The sequence below is a fragment of the Shewanella inventionis genome (assembly GCF_014641855.1).
Lineage (GTDB): Bacteria > Pseudomonadota > Gammaproteobacteria > Enterobacterales > Shewanellaceae > Shewanella > Shewanella inventionis.
This window is the reverse complement of record NZ_BMII01000005.1, coordinates 154,550-174,956: the sequence shown is the minus strand read 5'-3', so window position 1 is coordinate 174,956 and position 20,407 is coordinate 154,550. Positions and strand designations below refer to the sequence as shown.

General features: G+C 41.8%; 18 protein-coding genes. 10 read left to right on the top strand and 8 right to left on the bottom strand.

Going from position 1 to position 20,407, the window contains the following annotated elements:
- Positions 1-198 precede the first annotated feature (198 nt).
- The 4 genes from IEW93_RS04560 to IEW93_RS04545 all read left to right on the top strand — a co-directional run bounded on the left by IEW93_RS04560 (position 199) and on the right by IEW93_RS04545 (position 7,086).
- Positions 199-1,164 carry a GGDEF domain-containing protein gene (locus IEW93_RS04560; protein WP_188737355.1) on the top strand — a complete coding sequence of 322 codons (966 nt, stop codon included), beginning with the start codon at positions 199-201 and terminating at the stop codon, positions 1,162-1,164.
- Between the two features lie 1,056 nt (positions 1,165-2,220).
- On the top strand, positions 2,221-3,867 hold the full coding sequence (gene aceB / locus IEW93_RS04555) for a malate synthase A (protein ID WP_188737353.1): 1,647 nt from the start codon (positions 2,221-2,223) through the stop codon (positions 3,865-3,867).
- A gap of 90 nt (positions 3,868-3,957) precedes the next feature.
- Positions 3,958-5,274 (top strand): isocitrate lyase, encoded by a 1,317-nt coding sequence (aceA, locus tag IEW93_RS04550; RefSeq protein ID WP_188737351.1) that lies wholly within the window; start codon positions 3,958-3,960, stop codon positions 5,272-5,274.
- 348 nt (positions 5,275-5,622) lie between these two features.
- Complete coding sequence (locus IEW93_RS04545) at positions 5,623-7,086, top strand: HDOD domain-containing protein (RefSeq protein ID WP_188737350.1); 1,464 nt, start codon at positions 5,623-5,625, stop codon at positions 7,084-7,086.
- A gap of 68 nt (positions 7,087-7,154) precedes the next feature.
- Here IEW93_RS04545 and IEW93_RS04540 read toward each other — a convergent pair whose 3' ends face one another.
- From IEW93_RS04540 to IEW93_RS04525, 4 genes are all read right to left on the bottom strand, one after another.
- Positions 7,155-7,754: a nuclear transport factor 2 family protein gene (locus IEW93_RS04540; RefSeq protein WP_188737348.1), complete on the bottom strand. Its 600-nt coding sequence runs from the start codon at positions 7,752-7,754 to the stop codon at positions 7,155-7,157.
- A 59-nt stretch (positions 7,755-7,813) separates the two neighbouring features.
- On the bottom strand, positions 7,814-8,638 hold the full coding sequence (locus IEW93_RS04535) for a M90 family metallopeptidase (RefSeq protein ID WP_188737346.1): 825 nt from the start codon (positions 8,636-8,638) through the stop codon (positions 7,814-7,816).
- 157 nt (positions 8,639-8,795) lie between these two features.
- Positions 8,796-9,197 carry a CopG family transcriptional regulator gene (locus IEW93_RS04530; protein WP_188737344.1) on the bottom strand — a complete coding sequence of 134 codons (402 nt, stop codon included), beginning with the start codon at positions 9,195-9,197 and terminating at the stop codon, positions 8,796-8,798.
- The gene (locus IEW93_RS04525; protein WP_188737342.1) at positions 9,157-9,903 is read right to left on the bottom strand and encodes an AAA family ATPase; all 747 of its coding nucleotides are present in this window, start codon (positions 9,901-9,903) and stop codon (positions 9,157-9,159) included. The genes IEW93_RS04530 and IEW93_RS04525 overlap by 41 nt, the downstream gene beginning before the upstream one ends.
- Before the next feature lie 460 nt (positions 9,904-10,363).
- Between IEW93_RS04525 and IEW93_RS04520 the strand changes: the two genes are divergently transcribed.
- A complete protein-coding gene (locus tag IEW93_RS04520; protein ID WP_188737340.1) occupies positions 10,364-10,537 on the top strand; it encodes a DUF3820 family protein in 174 nt (57 codons plus the stop codon).
- A gap of 51 nt (positions 10,538-10,588) precedes the next feature.
- Here the strand turns inward: IEW93_RS04520 and IEW93_RS04515 are convergent, their stop codons facing one another.
- The 4 genes from IEW93_RS04515 to IEW93_RS04500 all read right to left on the bottom strand — a co-directional run bounded on the left by IEW93_RS04515 (position 10,589) and on the right by IEW93_RS04500 (position 14,494).
- Positions 10,589-11,104 carry a GNAT family N-acetyltransferase gene (locus tag IEW93_RS04515; RefSeq protein ID WP_188737338.1) on the bottom strand — a complete coding sequence of 172 codons (516 nt, stop codon included), beginning with the start codon at positions 11,102-11,104 and terminating at the stop codon, positions 10,589-10,591.
- 57 nt (positions 11,105-11,161) lie between these two features.
- Positions 11,162-11,464, bottom strand: coding sequence for an NrfJ (locus IEW93_RS04510; RefSeq protein ID WP_188737336.1), 303 nt, complete (start codon positions 11,462-11,464; stop codon positions 11,162-11,164).
- A gap of 112 nt (positions 11,465-11,576) precedes the next feature.
- The gene (locus IEW93_RS04505) at positions 11,577-13,319 is read right to left on the bottom strand and encodes a bifunctional metallophosphatase/5'-nucleotidase (RefSeq protein WP_188737334.1); all 1,743 of its coding nucleotides are present in this window, start codon (positions 13,317-13,319) and stop codon (positions 11,577-11,579) included.
- A 116-nt stretch (positions 13,320-13,435) separates the two neighbouring features.
- A complete protein-coding gene (locus tag IEW93_RS04500; protein WP_188737332.1) occupies positions 13,436-14,494 on the bottom strand; it encodes a CNNM domain-containing protein in 1,059 nt (352 codons plus the stop codon).
- Positions 14,495-14,853: 359 nt separating this feature from the next.
- Here IEW93_RS04500 and rlmN point away from each other — a divergent pair, with 359 nt between their 5' ends.
- From rlmN to hisS, 5 genes are all read left to right on the top strand, one after another.
- Complete coding sequence (gene rlmN / locus IEW93_RS04495; protein ID WP_188737330.1) at positions 14,854-15,975, top strand: dual-specificity RNA methyltransferase RlmN; 1,122 nt, start codon at positions 14,854-14,856, stop codon at positions 15,973-15,975.
- A gap of 31 nt (positions 15,976-16,006) precedes the next feature.
- On the top strand, positions 16,007-16,792 hold the full coding sequence (gene pilW / locus IEW93_RS04490) for a type IV pilus biogenesis/stability protein PilW (RefSeq protein WP_188737328.1): 786 nt from the start codon (positions 16,007-16,009) through the stop codon (positions 16,790-16,792).
- Positions 16,792-17,883, top strand: a complete 1,092-nt coding sequence (locus IEW93_RS04485; protein WP_188737326.1) for a RodZ domain-containing protein — start codon at positions 16,792-16,794, stop codon at positions 17,881-17,883. The genes pilW and IEW93_RS04485 overlap by 1 nt, the downstream gene beginning before the upstream one ends.
- Positions 17,884-17,914: 31 nt before the next feature.
- Complete coding sequence (gene ispG, locus IEW93_RS04480) at positions 17,915-19,030, top strand: flavodoxin-dependent (E)-4-hydroxy-3-methylbut-2-enyl-diphosphate synthase (protein ID WP_188737324.1); 1,116 nt, start codon at positions 17,915-17,917, stop codon at positions 19,028-19,030.
- Between the two features lie 91 nt (positions 19,031-19,121).
- On the top strand, positions 19,122-20,396 hold the full coding sequence (gene hisS, locus IEW93_RS04475) for a histidine--tRNA ligase (protein WP_188737321.1): 1,275 nt from the start codon (positions 19,122-19,124) through the stop codon (positions 20,394-20,396).
- The last annotated feature ends 11 nt before the right edge of the window (positions 20,397-20,407 follow it).

Below are 20,407 nucleotides of genomic sequence, written 5' to 3'. Positions count from 1 at the left end.
TAAGGTGATAATTGTCATCGGCTTTATTTATTGGTCATGTTGATTTGTTTGGCGACAATTATCAGATCATAAATAAGGCCTTTTTTCTATCTAAAATATAGGTTTATTGCTAAAGATCCTGTCTATGTAACCGCATTAGAAGGATATCAAAAGTTTAAATTTGAGGTTGAAATTAATGAAATACACGCTTACTTAGGCATGACGTATTTTTATTTAGACAGGTTTCAACAGGCTGAATTTTTTGCTGAAAAAGTGAATGAGTTGCCCTTAGCGCCCAATAATCTTTTAGTGAAAAAGCGGGCTAACGAAGCCTTGTCGCTGGTGGCGGGTAAACGCGGGCAATTTGATAAAGCTTATCAATACCAAGTGGTAGCAAATGCGCTGAGCTTACAGATTTTAAACGAGCAAAAAGTAAAGGAAAATGCGTATCAAATGGCTCGTTTTGACAGTGTTGAAAAAAACCGAGAAAACACCAGTTTAATTCAGGATCATGAGTTATTGATGCAACAAAAAGATCTCTTTATGAAAGAAAAGAGTTCATCAATCATGTTTTCAACCTTACTTGTGGGCGTTTCAGTTGGATTATTATTGTTACTTATTTCAGCATGGATGCAACGTAACCAATTTATGAAACAAGCGCAATGTGATGGTTTAACGGGTATTTTTAATCGCCGAACAGGCCAGGAGTTGGCCGAAAACGAATTTATAGAAGCACAAACTGCAAGAGAGCCATTTTGTGTGTTGTTAATGGATTTGGACTTATTTAAAAATATCAATGATCAGTTTGGTCATGCTACAGGTGATTGGGCACTTAAAAAATTCACCGCGGTGATAGCAGCGTTATTACGCCCAAACGATATATTTACCCGCATGGGTGGCGAGGAGTTTGCCATCTTTATGCCGAAAATTGATAAGCTTAGCGCCATGGAATTTGCAGAACGCATACGCATTGAAGTATCGCAAATTAATACTCGTTACTCTGGTCATGAGTTTACGATTACCGTTAGCGGTGGCGTGAGCTATGCAAACAAGGACGATCTTAGTCTAGACCCTCTTATCCAACGTGCAGATTTAGCGCTTTATCGTGCAAAACACAATGGCCGAAATTGTGTTGTGTGCTATGACAATTCATTCGCACCTCATACCCCCTCTGATCCAGCTTAATACTAATCAGCAAAAGAATGTGATCATTCTTACGGATCCACATCGCCTATAACTTCTCTACTCGACATCTTGAAAGTAGAACAACGAGCTTGCTGCAATTTCTGCCTTATTCTAAACGACTTTTTCTATGCAATATCTGATCACACATTCACAAGGGGATAAAGGTGGCAATTGTTCGCCGCGCTTAATCCTTTTTATATTGAACAACATTCAACCAGCAAAGATCACCAGGCTCGTTTTTTTTAGTTTCTACTCCAACCGATATGCACCATTTAGAACCTTAATTACCATTGAAATGCACCAACCTAGAGATTTTGTTATTGTTTTTAGAAAAAAATTGCATTTTTTTTCAAAAAAACCAATTAGTCAGCCCTTGTTGATCGGGTGACGTAACTCACGTTTTTAAGCCTAAATCCGCTCCTTATTCTTACGTTTACGTTAACGTAGCATTTAAACGGTTGTTTGAATCAAGGCTGTTTGCGAAGTTTGTTATCCATATGTTTTTATTAATTATAATTGCTTTCCTTAAAGGTAAGCTCAAAACGTGGCCAATTTGTTTGACTTATATATGTAGACTAAAGTTATGTAAATTAAATATTACATTATGTAATATTATAACAACTTATTTTACCATTATTGTTTACTGGTAAATTGGTAAGATGAATTTTAAGCCCAATATTTAGAGTATAAATTCTAAAATTTAAATATTATATAAAACAGTTGTTTATTATGCTTTTGTGTTGTTGGTAATACCAATTTACTCAGGTGTTTTAGCACGGGTAACATTGGGTTTGGTCAATTTCAAACTGTTGCAATTACAAACGTTTCTGGTTAGTTTTTAGTACGAAACAAACATTTGAAAGTGTTAATTTGTGATTTAACAAATAGACAACAAGAACAATTTAAAAATGAGCCGACGCACTCAAAGCGGCGCTTGTTGCACCAAAGCTTGTGGAACCAAAGTAAGTAACAAGCAAAGAAACGCTTAGTGCAGATGTTTGAGTTGTCACTCTGATAATGATCAATAAAAAAATGCAGTGCTTAGGGATCCATATTATGACGGCAGAACAATTGGTAGCTCAATACAACAAAACAACAACTGATGATGCTGTAACAACCGACATTACTTTTGTTGGCCCAAAAATAGAAGGTCAGCAGCAAGTGTTCAATACCGGTGCTGTGGCCTTTTTAAATTCTTTGTGTGCAAAGTTTGCGGCAGAAGTACCAGATTTGTTGGCTAAACGTAAGCAAAAGCAAGCGCGAATTGATGCGGGTGAGTTACCTGATTTTTTACCTGAAACCCGCGCTATTCGTTATGGTGACTGGACCATTCGTGGCATCCCTGAAGATTTAACTGATCGTCGAGTCGAGATAACAGGTCCTGTAGACCGCAAAATGATCATTAATGCCCTAAACGCCAATGTAAAAGTGTTTATGGCAGACTTTGAAGACTCGTTAGCGCCAAGCTGGCAAAAAGTGGTTGAAGGGCAAATTAACCTGCGCGATGCCGTAAACGGTGATATTTCATTTACTGCACCAGAAACGGGTAAACATTATTCGTTAAACCCAGATCCAGCAGTGTTAATTGCTCGTGTTCGTGGTTTGCACTTAAATGAAAAGCACGTGCTTTATAAAGGTGCCCCTGTGCCTGGCGCTCTTGTTGATTTTGCGATGTATTTTTATCACAACTATCGGCAGTTGTTAGCAAAAAAATCAGGGCCATACTTTTATATTCCTAAGTTAGAAAGCCATGTTGAAGCGCGTTGGTGGGCAAAAGTATTTGCGTTTGTTGAAGAACGTTTTTGCTTAAAGCCTGGCACCATCAAATGCACCTGTTTAATTGAAACCCTCCCAGCCGTATTTGAAATGGAAGAGATTTTATATGAACTTCGCTCAAATATTGTCGCACTTAATTGTGGCCGTTGGGATTATATCTTTAGCTACATTAAAACCTTAAAAAATTACCCTGACCGAGTACTCCCAGACCGTCAGGCAGTAACAATGGACACTAGGTTTTTAAGTGCTTACTCACGTTTACTGATTAAAACCTGTCATAAGCGTGGCGCATTAGCCATGGGCGGTATGGCTGCGTTTATTCCGGCTAAAGATGAAGACACCAACGCTAAAGTATTGCAAAAAGTGCGTGGTGACAAAGAGCTAGAAGCGCGTAATGGCCATGATGGTACCTGGGTTGCACATCCTGGTTTAGCCGATACCGCCATGCAGATTTTTAATGATTACATTGGTGGCGATAAAACCAATCAACTGCATATAACCCGCGATGTAGATGCGCCAATTTTAGCCAGCGAGTTATTAGAGCCTTGTGCTGGTGAGCGCACTGAAGAAGGGATGAGACTCAATATTCGTATCGCGCTGCAATACATTGAGGCCTGGATCCAGGGTAATGGTTGTGTACCCATTTACGGCTTGATGGAAGATGCTGCCACAGCAGAGATTTCGCGTACATCGATTTGGCAGTGGATTAAACATCAAAAGAGTTTATCGAATGGCAAATTAGTCACTAAAGCTTTGTTCAAAGACATGCTCAAAGAAGAAACCGCCAATGTGAAAAAAGAGCTCGGTAGCGAACGCTTTAACGCCGGTCAATTTACTCAGGCAGCTGCATTGTTTGAACAGATCACAACCTCAGATGAGTTAGTCGACTTTTTAACCTTGCCTGGTTACGAATTGTTAACGGCGTAGAGACGGCTTTTAACCCTTTTATGTACAAACATAGCGCAAGGTTGAATCGATTGACTTTGCCAACTTAATTACTCAGGAAGGAGTGACATTATGACGACACCATTAACTCGCCAGCAACAGATTGATGCGATTAAAAAAGACTGGGCTGAAAATCCACGTTGGAAAGGCGTTAAACGTCCTTTTACAGCTGAAGAAGTGGTGGCATTACGGGGATCTATCGTTCCAGAAAACACCATTGCACAACGTGGTGCAGCTAAATTGTGGGAGCTGGTCAACGGCGGTGCTAAAAAAGGCTATGTTAACTCGTTAGGTGCACTTACCGGTGGTCAAGCGGTTCAACAGGCAAAAGCGGGTATTGAAGCCATTTACCTTTCTGGTTGGCAGGTTGCGGCAGATGCAAACTTAGCGGGCACTATGTACCCAGACCAATCGTTATATCCAGCAAACTCTGTACCTGCTGTTGTTAGCCGAATTAATAACTCGTTCCGCCGTGCAGATCAAATTCAATGGAGTAAAGAAGTTAACCCAGGTGATGAGAACTACACTGACTACTTTTTACCGATTGTTGCTGACGCAGAAGCCGGTTTTGGTGGCGTATTAAACGCATTTGAATTGATGAAGTCGATGATTGATGCTGGCGCTGCAGGTGTTCACTTTGAAGACCAATTAGCGTCTGTTAAAAAATGTGGCCACATGGGCGGTAAAGTATTAGTACCGACTCAAGAAGCGGTGCAAAAACTGGTTGCTGCACGTTTAGCGGCTGATGTGAGTGGTGTACCAACGCTTGTTATTGCGCGTACTGACGCCAATGCGGCAGATTTAATGACGTCTGACTGTGACGAGTACGACCGTGATTTTGTGACGGGTGAGCGTACAAGTGAAGGTTTTTACCGTGTGAAAGCTGGGTTAGACCAGGCAATTTCTCGCGGCCTTGCTTATGCACCTTATGCTGACTTAATTTGGTGTGAAACGGCTAAGCCATGTCTTGAAGAAGCGAAAAAATTTGCTGAAGCAATTCATGCTCAATATCCAGACCAATTACTGGCTTATAACTGTTCTCCTTCATTTAATTGGAAGAAGAACCTAGACGATGCAACGATTGCTAAGTTCCAACAAGAGCTATCAAACATGGGGTACAAGTACCAGTTTATCACGTTAGCGGGCATTCATAACATGTGGTACAACATGTTCGATTTAGCCTATGACTATGCGCGCGGTGAAGGCATGAAGCATTATGTCGAAAAAGTGCAAGAAGTTGAATTTGCGGCAGCGAAAAAAGGCTATACCTTCGTGTCGCATCAGCAAGAAGTGGGTACAGGCTACTTTGACCAGGTGACTACCTGTATCCAAGGTGGTAAATCTTCGGTAACGGCTTTAACAGGGTCAACTGAAGAAGAACAGTTTTAAACGTTAGTTTTACCGATTTACAAGTTTGGCCACTTTGTGGCTGTTGTAACCCCGTGCGGCTCACCTACAGGTCGCACGGGATTTTTATCCAATGTGTTAAATCATAAGCTTTTGCTTAGTTGTTGATGTTAATTTATTGGGTACTTCCTACCCGTAAGCTTTCCAACCACATCATTGTGATTGCGGCTCTTTTGAGCCGTTTTTTTTTGTTGTTTGTGCTTAAAGTAACCCATACCGTTCAAGGTACAATCATTTTTAGACATGTGTACAATAAAATAAAAACAGCACGCAATATTTTATTAAAATTGAGTATACTCAAAAGACTACTTGTTACAGTTAGGTTAATTTTTGAAACCCTCTATTCAGTCAAAAGGTGCCGATTACTGGACTAAACGCATCAGTGATCAAGAAATGCCCGCGTTATGTTCAACGGTTCGAAGTTTAGAAAAGTTAGCAAAAGATGATGTGTCCTCTATGGCGTTACTCGGCCGCAGCGTGATGCATGATAATGCGCTCACGTCACGTATTTTACGTGTCGCGAACAGTGCTATTTATAACAAGGGGATTAATCAAGTTTCAACAGTGAGCCGCGCTGCGGTTGTGCTAGGTTTTGATACTATCCGCAATATTTGTATTACCGCCAAACTACTGACCAGCTTGCTAGAAAATAAACACTTGTCTGAAGGCGTATATCAGCGGTTATTAAAACTCATGGCTCAGTCGTTTCAAGCGGCTATGCTGGCGCGAATGATGATGAATGGCAGAGGCGATGCGTTACGCGAAGAAGTGTTTATTGCCTCGTTGTTATATCGAATTGGTGAAAGTGCCTTTTGGAGTATGGGGGGAGAGTTTACCGATTCTCTTGACCGTAAATTAGTCAGCGTGACCGATAAAACGGAGCAAAATTTTATTATTCGATCTGAGTTGGGCGCCTCATTTTTGCAACTTACTCAAGGTATTGCTCGCAGTTGGGGCTTAGGTGAGGTATTGCAAAAGTCACTTTTGCAACCCGATGAACGTATGCCCGAAATTCGCTGTGTTTTTATTGCCGATAAGTTGTCTGAAGCGTTAATTCAGTCTGATGTTAACCCAAAAGAATTGCAAAAATACCTCACGCAGGCAGCAGAGTTGATTGATGTGAGTGTTGAAGAAATGACTAAACGAGTCATGCATTGCAGTGAGAATACACAAAAATTGGCGATCGCTTATGGTGCCAAAGCAATAGTGTCCTATTTACCTGATACGACTTGTTTACTCGAAAGTGACAACTCGCCTGAGCAAGGTGTGTTAGTACGCCAGACAGATCAAGGCTATCAACTTAGCAAGTTACGTCAGTTAACCCAATATGCTGTCGTTAAAACAGACTTTAACCAAATTATGCAAGCGACCCTAGAAGGTATTTTAACGGGCGTTGGTGTCGACCGTTGCGGGGTTTTATTATTATCACCTAGTCGTAAATTGCTTCAGCCTAGAGTTATGATGGGCGAAGATGCAGAAATGCTTAAGCAAGCGTTTGTGATTGAGTTAAATGATCCCCAATCAGTATTTAGCCAATGTATTGAACAAAAAAGAAGTATTTGGGTTAACGCGCCTTCGTCGCAGGACTGCAAAGTGCAATTAGACGATCCGCTAGTCGAGAAGTTATCATCGTTTGGATTTTTAATCGCACCACTGACTGTCGGTACTAAAGTGCTAGGGTTATTTTATGCCGATCGACATGTGAGTAGTCGGCATTTTGAACAACAAGATAACGACAGCTTTACCCATTTTTGTCAGTTAGCGAATGTGTGTTTTACCGTGTCGATGAGCTGATGTTAGGGCGTGAATAAAAAAGAGATGGCTAATGGCCATCTCTTTTTTATTGCCTTGCAACTGTATTGCTACTGCATAATTAAGCTGGTGATACGTTTCGCTTTATCATTAGGGATCGGAAAACTTAAATGGTATTGAGCTATTTTCCAGCCTTGCTCTGTGTTAACTAGCGCGCCTGTGCCACGGCTAACGCCATACGCTGAACTATACAATTGCTCGTCAAATAAAATCGTATCATCGATTTGTAATAAGTGGCGAGATTGAAGCTCATATCGCCAACCTTTGGTCGGTTTAGCATATCGCTCAAATTCAACCATATTCCACCGTTCTGAGTTATCTGTGCCAATAAATACCGCCTGTGGATGGTATAAACTGAAATAGGTGCTCCAGTCGGCGACAGCTGCACTTTCATGTAATTTGTTGAGTATTGCGCTTACGGCCTGGCTGTTTTCTGCTGATAACCCCTGGCTATCGACCAAGTCTGTTTTGTGGTTAAGATCGTTAATAACAGCCTGGCTTTCTGAACTCACATGCTCGCTCACGGCAATATTTTTTTGCTCAGTTTGGTCTGGAGTTTGTGCATTAGCCTGTGCTGCATGTAAGTCAAATGCCGCAGCTGTAGTGACTAACATAGCGATAAAACCAAGTCGGTGAATAATCGATTGCATAGTGTCCCTTAGATTATTGATGTTGTTTTTGTGTCAATTCAATTCAATTTAGTTAAGTGTTAGTGCCAATGCATTGGATCTAAGTGATAAAACTGGCTTAACTCCTGATACAGTTTTTGGTGTTGCTGGTAAAACTCAACTGGACGTTCAAAAAACGTTTCACTGATCACGGCAAAAAACTCTGCTGGATTAGTGGCACCATAATAATTAAATAATGACGGTTTATGGTGAGCTGCGCAATGCTGAAGTTGTTTAAATTCTTCGCCTAATGTTTGCGACCATGAACGGTATGTCGTGATGTCGCGAAGCGGTGGTGCACCATTAGCGCTGCCATCTTCTTGATCCAGTTGGTGTGCAAATTCGTGGATCACAACATTACTGCCGTCAAAGGGATCTGCGGCGCCTTCCAATGTGCTGTGCCATGACAATACTACTTTGCCATATTCCCAAGACTCACCTAGTAAAATATTGCGTTGGGTCGATTGAACGCCAGCCATATCAGTTCGATTTTGCTCAACAATAAACGCGGCGGGGTAAACAAGGATTTGTTTCAATTTGGGGTAATAGTCTGTTTGGCGATTAAGCAACAATAAGCAGGCCTGTGCGGCAATGGTTACTTTTACTTCGTCATTGATGGTAAAGCCATTGCAGCCCACAAATTGCTTTTCTTCAATAAACACCTGGATGTGCTTTTTGAGCTGTAACTGTAGATCGGTTGGCATGGCTTTAAAATATGGAAAACGAGCTTTAAGTATTGCGCGCCATGCATGTGGAAAGGGCTTAGAGGTAATGCGTTTTCGTTGCCGCTGTTTACGCCAGCGGCTAGTGCCAATCCATGCGATCGCTAATAGTGACACAATGACGACAAGTACAATCGCTAGCATTGGTTTTCCTAATGATAACAGCCATAAACTCTTAATGGGGGAGGATTGGGTTAAATTCAAGCAAGGGAGAAAAATACTGGCATACAAATAAAATGGCTCAATTTGCTGCCAGCAAAGGGTGGGGATAGACTGTAAAAGCGGTAAATTTGAGTTGAGTTTAGTCGTTAAAATTTGCGTCGATACGTTTTTGCTGCTCAGGCGTTAGTGAAAAATAATGTGCTATGAGTTGCCTAATAAGCTTGGATTTTGCTACTTGTCCTGTTTGGCTCAATGTTGTTAGTTGTTCTATAGCAGTCTCACTTAAGGTAAAAGTACAACGCTTGTATGGCTTTTTGGGCACAGGCGATGTTTGCGTCATGGTATTGTGCTGTTGATATTTTCTTTGTAAAAAATCCACTACGTTGGTTGGCTTGGCAATGGCGTTAATGCAATCCGAAGAGCGCGTGTTAAGCCCTGCTGCATACAAGTCGGCTGCGGCAATAAAGTCATCTACTGTAATCGCAATGGGGCGGTCGCTTTTACATAACGAAGCGTTTTTCTTGAGATCGGCTAGTCCCATAATTTCCTCTCAAAGTGTTCACGTTAGTGATATTATTGCGTTGTTCAATTAGTTGTTTTGCATCTGTTATGCCTAGTAATTCGCAGGCAATGCTGCGCATTTCTTCTGTTGCTTTACCCTTAGGTTCTAACTCGAACACCGATAATCCCGATTCTTCGCTGTCGTCATAAATATTTCTACTGTAGTTGATCGCGTCAAGTACATTAACGTTGTATGTACGGCATACTTCTTTAGCTTCTGTAATACGGTTCGCTTGGTTCGGTAAACTCGGGCATTGGGTAATGACAAAAGATGCTTGCATTTTTGGGTTTATCATTAAGCAAGTAGAGATAATATCGTCCATGTGGCTAACGGTTTTTAAATCACGGCGCTTGGGTCTTAATGGCATTAGTACATGTGAGGCGACCGACATCGAAGCGCGTAGGGCAAGGTTATCTTGACCGCCACAATCGACAATGACATAGTCGTAGTGCTGCTCTAGGCTTAGTAAGTCATTACGAATTTTGCCATATAATTGCACGCAGTTAATGGTTGGTAAATCTGGGTTATTATTGCGTGCCTGGATCCAATCTGATGTGGTGCGCTGGGGATCGCAATCTACCATAATGACACTGGCGTGAGCTTCTGTAGTTAAAAAAACCGCAATGTTTTGCGCTATGCAGCTTTTACCACTGCCGCCTTTTTCTCCACCGACTAATATAATCATCAACATTGTCCTCTATATCGGGCAACAGTAGGGCATACCATGGCCAAATTTTGTGCTTAATATAACTGTATGTTGTTGTGTGGCTTTCGTCAATTAGCTGATTTTTGACGTTTTTTTGTAATTGTCAGTACGCTTTTTTATTGACGCAAATACTCAAAATGGCAGAAAGTTGACAGTCATTAATTTGAGGTGTCAATGTTACTTAAAAGTTAAATATGATAATTACTTACTGCGTTTTTTTGATGACTAACAGCAATGAGAGATGTGATGTCAGTGGTGTTATCTGCCGTGTCACTGAATGTTATATTGCTAATATTTCTATTTAACTTGTTTGATATAGCCAATTGATATAATGAATATGAAGAATCCCCTTGGCTAAAACGTTAAATGCGTGTGTTAAAATCCATTAACAATAGATCTAAGGACTAGCTGATGCACGAACAACAAGATTAATCAAACGATGCCTTTTGGAAAGTATGCCGGGCGTAAGTTGTTGCAATTACCTGAACCTTATTTGGTGTGGTTTCATGCAAAGGGTTTTCCAGAGGGGAAGCTCGGTGAACAGTTAGCCTTGATGTACGAGGTTAAACTCAATGGCCTAGAAGAAATGTTACAACCGCTTTTGAAACGATAATTTCACTTTGCCAGCAGTGCGAACTGACCTATTGCCGTTTTGTGTTTACTCCTAATTTGCTAAGTCTGTTAGTTGTTTTTGCATGTAAAACCCTGTGAAGGTTTGGCCGCGTTTTAACTGGTAACTAACGTGATTTAGCGTAAAGCCATTTTTTTCAAACAATCCTTTAGATAAATATGACGCGTCAACGGTTAGTTGGGGGTAGTCTTGCTGTTGAGCCCATTGCACTAATTGTTGAAACAGTGCCTGAGCAATACCACGATGTTGATGTGTTGGGGCAACATACAGGCAGTCTATATAGCCTTGATGCTTAAATTGGGTTTCGATACTGATAAAGCCTATTACTTTGTTTTGATGATTTAACGCGAGCCAGGCTTTATTGCGTTGGTATTTTAATTGCCAAAACTTAGTTGAGCGAGGCGCTTCTGACCAAGCGTTTAATTTAGCTTGTGGGTATCTTGGGTGGTCAATATGCTGTACGGCAGAGTGGTAAAGCTGGCTCACTTCGCTTGCAAAGCGAGGTGAAAAATCAACTATGCGGCAGTGCAGTATGTGGGAGTTTTCCATAAAAAAGACCAATCTTAATGATTGGTCAATTATGTCGACTTTTACTGTTTTAAAGAACTACTTTTTACTGATATTGCCCACAAACATGATTTTATCAAATGTTCTATTTAAGCTTGAGCTAGCAAAATCGGTCATCCACATTTGTTCGGTCACTTCAACCGTGTCACCTTTTTTAACCTGTGCTTGTGGCCCTGCAGCCCAGTATGTTTTGTCTGCTTCTTTAATCTGCACATAGGTATACCCACCGCCATTCATGGTGTCGAGTACTTCACCTTGATGTAATGCACCTTGAGCCCATACAGAAGAAATCCCTAATGCTAGGGTGGTAGCGGCAGCAAGCGCAATCAATTTAGCTTTCATATAGTGTCCTGTCATACAATTTAAAAGAGATCCTCAAGGGATTACTTCAGCATTTAAGCATGTAAGGAAGATGGGGTCTGTGATCTACCCCATATTATCACTGTCGGTTTAGTTAGGGGTCACGATGGCTAATGTAGTGAACATTCGCAAAAAGTTGCCCGCCAATTAAATGTCCGTGCTGGCTAACAAAGTCAACAAAGGCTTCTGGCAGCGTTTGGTGCTCAATAGGTTGCTGCCAGTGAGCATGTAATAAGGCATCGTAACCTTCTTTACCTGCTGCGGTATAAGCGCTAGAAACGCCAATATACAGTTTATCTTCCTGTAAGGGCTGCCAGGCATCTTGTTTATAAATTTCAATTTGAGTAATGCGCTGGCCTTTGGCTTTTTTACCATCGTAAAAGTAGCGCAGTCCGTAAGGGTAGGGGAAGCTTCCGGCTCCTGTTCCCATAATGCCGTTATTTGTGGCGCAGTTAATCGATGATTCTAGTGCTTCGATAATGTATTTACCCATAATTTGATACAGGGTGAGTGGAAGCTCAAAGGGCAAAATACGTCCTACTACATCAGCTAAAGACAGTTGGCCTTTGTTTAAAGACTGCCTGACACCGCCAGCATTATGTAATGCAAAATCAATATTAGGCTCTATGCGTTTAGCCGATTTGTACATGCTTCTGCTAACCCAAGGTGCAATTTCACTGCCGTGAGGCAAGTGTTTACTCGGTAATCGAGTATGGATAAAGTCGCGGGGAATATGGGCTAATATTTGGTTTTCTAATGCATCCAAAGATGGTCGATATTGAGTGTGGATCACTTGATGTATATGTTCATCGTGTTGGGCTCCCCTAATACTTGGGTGAGCAAATAATTGCTTAACGAGTAGGTTAGAGGTAGTGATGTCAACTGTGCTGTGGTTAACCGCATGTGTTACGGTTATTTTGTCATCGAGCATAAAGTAATTATTACCCACAAGCTGTGTGACAGTGCCGTGTTGGTCAAATATTACCTCGGCCAAACCCAGTGTTTCGGCATATTTTCCCGCATGCAGTATAGGAGTGTTATTAATGGTTTCGGCATAAGGGATATCGCTCAGGCCTATATCACGCATTTGACCTTGTAACGTATGTGAATGGCCACCAATGATAATACTGATGCCGTCTACTTGCTCGGCTAATTCGCGGTCTTGATCTAACCCTAAATGACTTAACACAATAATGTGCTTAATGCCTTGCTGTGTTAAACGGGCGATGGTTTTTCGCGTGGTATCAATCGCATTGACAAAATGGGTGTCAGGATCGGGGCGGGCGATTAAACGCATTTGATCTAAGGTGATGCCAATAATGGCCATTTTTTTGTCGTGAAAGGGCTTAATTAACACTTTAGCTGTTTCGCTGGTGTCATCAAAATCGTACAGCATGGGGTGACCATATAATCTGCCCGTTTTTAGTCTATCTTCATGGCTTAAATCCATGTTGCCGGCCAGTACTGGAAAATTAATCCGATTCAAAAAAGCTTGAACTGGGCTGTTACCAGCATCAATTTCATGATTGCCTAAAACCATGGCGTCAGGCTTGAGTAAATTAAGCAAATGAGCATTAGCGGCGCCTTGAAATTCGCGAAAATACAAGGTGCCCTGAAAGCTATCGCCTCCATGTAAAAATAAAAAAGGGGTTTGCTGCAATGCAGCTTGCGCTCTTGCCTGCTCTATTTGAAAACCTAAACGAGCATAACCACCAGAATGTCCTTCCAACTTATAGGTTTGTTGGTTTGTCGTTAACGAAAATTGGACGGGGCTTGGTTCAAAGTTAGAATGTGTGTCGTTGATATGAGCGATGGATAAACGATAAGAATTTTGCATTAGTTCCCTCTGTGTAATGTCACTATCTTAACGTATCGGGCATCACGCTGTCATCCGTTGAACAAATAGCCTCACCCAAGCAATAGGGAGAGGCTAATCATTATTAAGGCTGTGATCTAATTGGTTTCGGCGTCAGCGTAAATGACCAGCCCCTTGCTTTCAATGCGGCGTTGCCAGAGTTTACGGGCAAAGGCTTGCATATCAGGGGCAATGTCTTTTGAGTCAACAATTTCTAGGCCAATTAACGTTTCAATAATATCCTCAATGGTCACAATTCCTTCACTTGAGCCATATTCATCAACGATGAGAGCTATTTTACTGTTGCGTTTAATCATGGTTTGGAACAAAGGCAACACGTCTACGGATGAGGGAACAACCAGCAGGTTTTTGACAAAATCGCCAATCGCTGTTTGCGGGGCCGATCTGGCATGTAAAATAATGTCATTGCGATTGATATAACCGATAACGTTGTCTCTATCGTCTTGGTAAACAGGTACGCGAGTAAACGGGCTGCTCAAATGTTGTTCAACAAATTGTTGGTTTGTCATGTTGGTTGGCAATTTAAAAATCACTGTACGTGGCGTCATAATGTGGCTTACAGGCATGTCTTTCATTGCCAACATCTGGGTCAGTATTTGTGATTCGTGCTCACTGAGCTCACCGCTGTCTTTAGCCATTTGGTTCATGGCGCTCAATTCTTGGCGCATGTATAAATTTTTATCGCCTTTACCTAATAACCCTGTGACTTTTTGCGACAACCAAATTAATGGCAACGTGAGTTTTTCCATCCAATATAAGCATAGCGATACCGTAGGCGCTAACTTTCGCCAGTGATTTGCTCCAATAATTTTGGGGATGATTTCAGAAAAAAACAAAATCAAAAAAGTAAGCACTGCAGAAAACACACCAAGCATTTCACTGCCAAAAATGATGGCGGCTTGTGCGCCAGCAACAGATGCACCCATAGTGTGGGATATTGTGTTAAGTGTGAGAATTGAAACTAATGGTGAGTCAATATTTTGTTTTTGCTTGTGCAATCTAGCAGCAATATTTGGCGAGTGTTCTTTTAGATTAGCAATATAGCTTGGCGTGACGGAAAGAAGCACGGCTTCAAAAATACTGCATAAAAATGAAATGGATATAGCAAAAAATACAATTAATAAAAGGGTTATCATACAGTGAAAGTAAATACTTCCTCATGGCAGGCCACATGGCCCAGCGCAAGAATATCACAAGCATTGTGAATATAATCTGAAATTTTCTCTGTATTTTAATTAAGTTAACTTATGTTAATCGTTAGGTGAAATCACTTGTTTATATTAAGGCATTTGCTGTTGTTATCATCATTTTTTACCGCTATCTGGTGAGCATAAATTGCGGTCATCAAAACGCTTAAAACCAACTACTTTTATGGCGAAAGAACATGAGTATTAAAACCTACGACGCTTAATTTAGATATACTGGCTAAAACACCATGCTACCTGTATAATTTGCCGCCCTGTTGCAGGTTTTGGTGTTTTTTGAGGTTAGGCGGATGAGTGTGAAAAAAATCAATTTATTAGATCTTGATCGTAAAGGACTGCGAGCGTTGTTCAGCGAAATGGGTGAAAAACCGTTTCGTGCCGATCAATTAATGAAGTGGATTTATCACTTTGGCGTCAGTGACTTTGAAGAAATGAACAATATTAACAAAGTGTTGCGAGCTAAGCTTGCCGCTAAATGTGAAATTGTTGCACCAGAAATTTCAAGTTTTCAAAAATCCAATGATGGCACCATTAAATTTGCTATCAATGTCGGCCAAGGCCAAGAAGTTGAAACTGTGTATATACCTGAAGAAGACCGCGCGACATTATGTGTGTCTTCTCAAGTGGGTTGTGCACTCGAGTGTACTTTTTGCTCTACCGCACAACAAGGGTTCAACCGTAACCTAAGCGTGTCTGAAATTGTGGGCCAGGTTTGGCGAGTGTCGCAGTTTTTAGGGTTTCACAAAGACACAGGCGACCGCCCAATTTCGAACGTTGTAATGATGGGCATGGGCGAGCCCTTACTCAATCTTGCTAACGTGATCCCTGCAATGGATATTATGTTAGATGACTTTGGCTTTAGTTTATCTAAACGTCGTGTGACCTTGTCAACCTCTGGTGTTGTACCTGCCTTAGATAAACTTGGCGACGCCATTGATGTGGCATTGGCTGTGAGTATTCACGCCCCTAATGATGAATTACGTAACGTTCTTGTGCCTGTAAACAAAAAGTATCCGCTACAAGAGTTTTTAGCGGGTATTCGCCGGTATTTAGCGAAATCTAACGCCAACCGTGGCCGAGTGACAGTTGAGTATGTGATGCTCGATCATATCAACGACAGTACAGATCAGGCGCATGAGTTAGCTAAGCTAATGAAAGACACGCCATGTAAAATTAATTTAATTCCGTTTAATCCATACCCGGGTTCGCCCTATGGCCGATCATCGAATTCTCGCATAGACCGTTTTTCTAAAGTATTGATGGAGTACGGTTTAACGGTTATTGTTCGTAAAACTCGTGGCGATGATATTGATGCAGCTTGTGGTCAATTAGCGGGTGATATTCGTGATAGAACAAAGCGTTTAGCAAAAAAACAAATGCAACAAAACCAGATTTCAGTCACAATGGATTAACTCTTTGTTTGTATAGATAATAGGCTTATAAATGAAGCACGGATTGCAAAAAGTTTTAGCGATTACTATTGTGGCGCTGTCGGTTAGCGGATGTGTAACCGAGCGCACCTATAGTGGAACCGATACCCCAGTTGCTGAACGTAAGTTTGACAAGGTAGGCGCTGCACGTGAGCGTATGCAACTTGGGTTAACGTATTTAAATCGCGGTAATAGCGAGCAGGCAAAATATAATTTAAACAAAGCCGTAGAATATGCCCCAGACATGAGCGAAGTGCATGTGGCTATGGCTTATTATTACCAAACTGTAGGGGATATAGCGCGTACAGAAGAATCATACCGACGTGCAATAGGGCTTAGTGATGCGACAGGAGATGCACGAAACAATTTTGGTGTATTTTTGTGTCAGCAACAAAAATATTCTGAGTCTGAAACCATGTTTTTAGCCGCGATTAATACGCCTAAATACACCCGTACAGCCTCAAGTTATGAAAATTTAGGTGTATGTAGCCGTAAAGCCGGTAATAAAGAAAAAGCGCGACAGTATTTTAATATGGCGTTAAAGTATGACCAAAGAAGAAAAGTAACCTTAATAGAATTAACCGAGTTAGCCATGGAAGAGGCTGACTACGGCGATGCGCGCGAACAACTCGCAAGATACCATCGAGTTGCTAGTGAATCAGCAGAAAGTTTAGCCTTAGGGATCAAGATTGAGCAGGCGGCAAATAACCCGGAAGCCGTAAAACGATTTGGCATTTTATTAATTGCGAAGTTTCCTGCATCTCCACAAGCCAAAAATTATAGAGCTAACTTGAATTAATGACTAAAGAATTCGAAGTAAAACAAGACGCTGAAAAAGCGGCATTGTTAAAAGATGTTGTTACCGCTGGCGCTATTTTAAAGGCGGCTCGTGAAGCGAAAGGGCTGTCAATTGAAGCGGTTGCAGCACAGCTGCATTTGCGACCAGGCATTATCAGTGATATTGAAAAAGACATTTTTGACAATATAGCCTCGACAACTTATGTTCGAGGTTATGTTAAAAACTATGCACGTTTTGTCAATGCTGACAACAGTGAAATACAGCAATGTTTAAATCATCAATTGCCCGAAATTGTCCCTCCGGCAATGCAAAGCTTTTCGCGCAAAACCACCCATCAGGCTCGTAATAGCCGTCTTAATTTAGTGACTTACTTAATTGTGACCATATTGATTGCGATGTTGGTGCTTTGGTGGGTACAAAAGTCGTCATTATTAACTGATGTTGACGTTTCGCTACCAACGGCAGAAGAAATTGCTGCAGACACTAACATGGCAGAGCCACAACAAATTATTCGACCTGCGGATGAACAAGCAGAACCTGACACCCAAGTTACCCAGGACAATAACGCGGCTTCAGCGATAACGTCAACTAACAATGGTGCCTCTACAGAAGTAGCCGCTCCAGCAACCGGTGCCCTAGTTACGGGTGATACGCCTACAGCAACAAGTCTTGATGTGCCTAATAGCGCTTCAACGGTAACGAATCAATTAACTACAAGCACGCTAGACCCTGCGCCAACCAGTACCCTCAATCAACCAAGTGTTGAGTCGGTATCATCGGCGGCTAATTCAGCGAGTAACAATAAACCTGTTAGCACAAATAGTGCCTCTGCTAATACAAGCTCAGAAGGTACATTGACCATTGAATTAACAGGCGATTGCTGGATAAACGTCATTGATGCTAATGGTAAAGTACTAGTTGATGGTGTAAAAACTGCTGCCAATACGGTTGAAGTGCGTGGTGTAAAACCTTTTAAAGTGATTTTAGGCGCACCACAAGTAGCCAATGTTAGCCTTGACGGAAGCAAAATCAGCCTGGCTGAGTTTGCCAACGGTAGAGTCGCCAGATTAACCCTGCCTGAAGCTGAATAGGCTTTAGCAACTAGCAGTAGAGTGTAATTGCATGTATAACGAATCCCCAATTATTCGCCGACCTTCCACTCGTATTTATGTGGGCAATGTGCCTATTGGTGATGGTGCACCGATTGCTGTGCAGTCGATGACCAATACTCGAACCACTGATGTTGCTGCCACTGTTGCTCAGATTAAAGCGCTAGAAAAAGTCGGTGCAGATATTGTTCGTGTTTCTGTGCCAACAATGGAAGCTGCTGAAGCATTTAAAATCATTAAACAATCGGTGACAGTCCCATTAGTTGCCGACATTCATTTTGATTACCGTATCGCCTTAAAAGTGGCTGAATATGGCGTAGATTGCCTACGCATTAACCCGGGTAATATAGGTAATGAAGAACGCATTCGCAGTGTAGTTGAGTGTGCTCGTGATAAAAATATCCCTATTCGCATTGGTGTTAATGGTGGGTCGCTAGAAAAAGACTTAATGGATAAATACCGTGAGCCAACGCCAGAAGCTTTGCTTGAGTCTGCAATGCGACACGTGGATATTTTAGATAGGTTGAACTTTGACCAATTTAAAGTCAGCGTTAAAGCCTCTGATGTATTTTTAGCGGTTGAGTCATACCGTTTACTGGCCAAGCAAATCCGTCAACCTCTGCATTTGGGCATTACTGAAGCAGGTGGAATGCGCTCTGGTTCGGTTAAATCTGCTGTCGGGTTAGGCATGCTGTTAGCCGAGGGCATTGGTGATACGATTCGTATCTCGTTGGCGGCCGATCCGGTTGAAGAAATTAAAGTGGGATTTGATATTTTAAAATCGCTGCGCATTCGAAGCCGCGGGATCAACTTTATTGCGTGTCCATCTTGCTCACGTCAAGAGTTTGATGTTATTCAAACCGTTAATGAACTTGAGCGTCGTTTAGAAGATGTAACAACCGCGATGGATGTGTCAATCATAGGTTGTGTGGTTAATGGCCCTGGTGAGGCGTTAGTGTCTCATATTGGTTTAACGGGCGGTCATGCAAAGAGCGGTTATTACGACGATGGTGTGCGCCAAAAAGAGCGTTTTGACAACAACAATATTGTTGATGGCCTTGAAGCCAAAATTCGTGCTAAAGCCGCTATGATAGCTAACCGTATTGAAATAGCCGACAAAACAGAATAATTCTCTAACTTGCTCGTTATGCTTACGCATAGTTTGAGCGGGTAAATTTACATTTATTAGTGCAAGCTAATTTGAAATTGGACAAGTAACAGTGGCAAAGCAAATCCAAGCAATTCGCGGAATGAACGATATTCTGCCAACTCAAAGCCCCATTTGGCAAAAAGTCGAAGCAGTATTGCGTTCATCTGTGAGCGCATTTGGTTACAGTGAAATTCGTACTCCAATCGTTGAAAGCACCGATCTCTTTAAACGTTCAATTGGCGAAGTAACCGATATCGTCGAAAAAGAGATGTACACCTTTGAAGACCGTAATGGCGACAGCTTAACATTGCGCCCAGAAGGAACCGCCTCAACTGTACGTGCAGGCAATGAACATGGCTTGCTTTATAACCAAGAGCAACGTTTGTGGTATATGGGTCCTATGTTCCGTCACGAACGTCCTCAAAAAGGTCGTTATCGTCAATTTCATCAATTTGGTGTTGAAACCTACGGGATTGGCAGCGCTGATATTGATGCTGAAGTGTTAATGTTGTCAGCTCGTTTATGGGATGAGCTTGGCATTAAAGAGCATGTAGCACTAGAGCTAAATACCTTAGGCGATCCCGCTGAGCGTGCTGCGTATCGCGATGCATTAATTGCCTTTTTAGAACAGCACAAAGACATCTTAGATGAAGACAGCCAACGCCGTATGTATTCAAACCCGTTAAGGGTATTGGATACCAAGGACCCACAAGTACAGGCGGTTTTATCCGATGCGCCAAACTTAATGGATTACTTGGGTGAAGAGTCGAAAACACATTTTTCAACTTTATGTGAACTCTTAGACGCGGTTGGTATCCAATACACAATCAACCCGCGCTTGGTGCGTGGATTAGATTATTATAACCGCACAGTTTTTGAGTGGGTAACCACAAGCTTAGGGTCTCAAGGCACTGTGCTTGCCGGTGGTCGTTATGATGGTCTTGTTGGCCAACTTGGTGGCAAAGATACACCCGCGGTTGGATTTGCAATGGGCTTAGAGCGCATTGTATTACTGCTTGAAACCTTAGGGCTAACCAGTGATATAGCTGCTGAAGTCGACGTATACGTGACCGCAATGGGTGATAATTGCGTCGTTGAAGCCATTAAAGTGGCGGCAGAGTTGCGTCAACAGTTACCAACGCTTAAAGTCATGAGTCATTGTGGTGGTGGTAACTTTAAAAAACAAATGAAGCGCGCAGATAAAAGCGGTGCTCAATATGCGTTGATTATTGGCGAAAACGAAGTGACTAACAAACAAGTTGCTATTAAGCCTTTACGCAACAACAACGAACAACAATTAGTGAGCCGTACTGAACTGGTCGCTAAAATTGCAGAACTGATTTAAAAGGGGAAGTG

Bases quoted from the DNA above. Each gene is read 5' to 3' on its own strand.
- IEW93_RS04510 (WP_188737336.1), bottom strand. From the start codon at position 11,464: ATGAAAGCTAAATTGATTGCGCTTGCTGCCGCTACCACCCTAGCATTA.
- IEW93_RS04560 (WP_188737355.1), top strand. From the start codon at position 199: ATGACGTATTTTTATTTAGACAGGTTTCAACAGGCTGAATTTTTTGCT.
- IEW93_RS04500 (WP_188737332.1), bottom strand. From the start codon at position 14,494: ATGATAACCCTTTTATTAATTGTATTTTTTGCTATATCCATTTCATTT.
- aceA (WP_188737351.1), top strand. From the start codon at position 3,958: ATGACGACACCATTAACTCGCCAGCAACAGATTGATGCGATTAAAAAA.
- IEW93_RS04535 (WP_188737346.1), bottom strand. From the start codon at position 8,638: ATGCTAGCGATTGTACTTGTCGTCATTGTGTCACTATTAGCGATCGCA.
- aceB (WP_188737353.1), top strand. From the start codon at position 2,221: ATGACGGCAGAACAATTGGTAGCTCAATACAACAAAACAACAACTGAT.
- IEW93_RS04530 (WP_188737344.1), bottom strand. From the start codon at position 9,197: ATGGGACTAGCCGATCTCAAGAAAAACGCTTCGTTATGTAAAAGCGAC.
- IEW93_RS04525 (WP_188737342.1), bottom strand. From the start codon at position 9,903: ATGATTATATTAGTCGGTGGAGAAAAAGGCGGCAGTGGTAAAAGCTGC.
- IEW93_RS04520 (WP_188737340.1), top strand. From the start codon at position 10,364: ATGCCTTTTGGAAAGTATGCCGGGCGTAAGTTGTTGCAATTACCTGAA.
- rlmN (WP_188737330.1), top strand. From the start codon at position 14,854: ATGAGTGTGAAAAAAATCAATTTATTAGATCTTGATCGTAAAGGACTG.
- ispG (WP_188737324.1), top strand. From the start codon at position 17,915: ATGTATAACGAATCCCCAATTATTCGCCGACCTTCCACTCGTATTTAT.
- IEW93_RS04505 (WP_188737334.1), bottom strand. From the start codon at position 13,319: ATGCAAAATTCTTATCGTTTATCCATCGCTCATATCAACGACACACAT.
- IEW93_RS04540 (WP_188737348.1), bottom strand. From the start codon at position 7,754: ATGCAATCGATTATTCACCGACTTGGTTTTATCGCTATGTTAGTCACT.
- IEW93_RS04515 (WP_188737338.1), bottom strand. From the start codon at position 11,104: ATGGAAAACTCCCACATACTGCACTGCCGCATAGTTGATTTTTCACCT.
- pilW (WP_188737328.1), top strand. From the start codon at position 16,007: ATGAAGCACGGATTGCAAAAAGTTTTAGCGATTACTATTGTGGCGCTG.
- IEW93_RS04485 (WP_188737326.1), top strand. From the start codon at position 16,792: ATGACTAAAGAATTCGAAGTAAAACAAGACGCTGAAAAAGCGGCATTG.